Source organism: Streptomyces globisporus, assembly GCF_003501885.1.
GTDB lineage: Bacteria > Actinomycetota > Actinomycetes > Streptomycetales > Streptomycetaceae > Streptomyces > Streptomyces globisporus_D.
Genome location: NZ_QWFA01000382.1, coordinates 1 through 1,488, shown reverse-complemented (window position 1 = coordinate 1,488; position 1,488 = coordinate 1). Strand labels below are relative to the sequence as shown.

Genomic DNA, 1,488 nt, shown 5'->3' with positions numbered 1-1,488 from the left:
GACCACCCCCGCGATCACCCCGGGCCCCGCCGACCCCGGAACGGGCGGCTCCGACTCCACCGGCGCCCGCGACTTCATCCTTCCGGTGGCCGTCCTCGCCGGTGTGGGCGCGGTCGGCGCCTACGCGTACGCCCGGCGCAAAGGGCGCGCGGCGACGCGCACCACCCCGGCGGCCACCGGCTGGGGCCGGGACGCGGGGGCGGGCGGTGCGCCGGAGCCGTCGACACCGCTGCCGGAGCTGGACGCGCAGACGAAGCAGGTGCTGGTCGACACCGATGACGCGGTGCGCACGAGTGAGGAGGAACTCGGTTTCGCCACCGCCCAGTTCGGCGATGAGGCGGCGAAGCCGTTCACTGAGGCGGTCGCGCGGGCGAAGGACGAGCTGACGCAGTCGTTCCGGTTGCGTCAGCAGCTCGACGACGCCTTCCCCGAGGACGACGCGACCCGCCGCCGGATGCTGGAGGAGATCCTGCGGAGGTGCGCGGCCGCGAACGAGGGGCTCGACACCGTCTCCGAGGACTTCGACCGGCTGCGCGCCCTGGAACGTACCGCTCCGCAGGCCCTGGCCACCGTGGACGCCACCCACCAGGACCTCGCCGGGCGGGTCGAGGCGGCCGATTCGGGCGTCGCCGGGCTGCGCGAGCGGTACGGGGAGGGCGCGGCCGCCCCCGTGGCGGCCGACGTCGAGCAGGCGAAGGACCGGCTCGTCTTCGCGGGCTCGGCCGTGGAGAAGGCCCGTACGGCGGTCGACGGCGGCGAGAACTCGCGGGCCGCGGTGTACATCCGGGCGGCCGAGGGCGCGGTGGGCCAGGCCGGCACGCTGCTGGACTCGGTGGACCGGCGGGCGGCGGAGCTGGGCGAGGCGGCCCGGAAGCTGCCGGCCGCGCTGACCGAGACGGAGACCGACCTGGCGGACGCGGGCGGGCTGCTCGAAGGGACCGCCGAGGGGGCGTCGACCGCCGATCTGCGCGGCCGGATCGCCCGCGCCGAGACCGTACTCGCCGATGTGCGGGGGGCGATGGCGGCCGGACCTTACGACCCGATCGACGCGCTGCGCCGGACGGAGGAGGCGGACGCGGCCCTGGACGAGGCGCTGGCGGGGGCCCGGGATCAGGAGCGCGGCGAGGCGAAGGCCCGGTCCCTCCTCGATCAGGCGATGCTCACCGCCCGGTCCGCGATCGGGGCGGCGGCCGACTTCATCACGACCAACCGGGGCGCGGTCGGCAGCCAGGCCCGTACCCGGCTGGCCGAGGCGCAGCGGCGGTGGGAGCGGGCCCGGGAGCTGTCGGCCACGGACGCGCAGGGGGCGCTGGCCGAGGCGCGGCAGGCGGACGCGCTGGCCGGGCAGGCGATGGCCCTGGCCGAGCAGGACGTGCGCGGCTTCGGGTCGATGCAGGGCCCCGGCGGGCTGGGCGGGACGCGGGGCGGGAGCGGCGGCATGGGCGGGGCGGTGCTCGGCGGCATCATCCTCGGCGGGCTGTTCGGGGG

1 protein-coding gene is annotated in these 1,488 nt (G+C 77.4%); it reads left to right on the top strand.

Annotation, left to right across the window (positions count from 1 at the left end):
• Positions 1-1,488: TPM domain-containing protein (locus D3105_RS33745; protein ID WP_118906585.1), on the top strand; the 1,488-nt coding region annotated here is incomplete at both ends.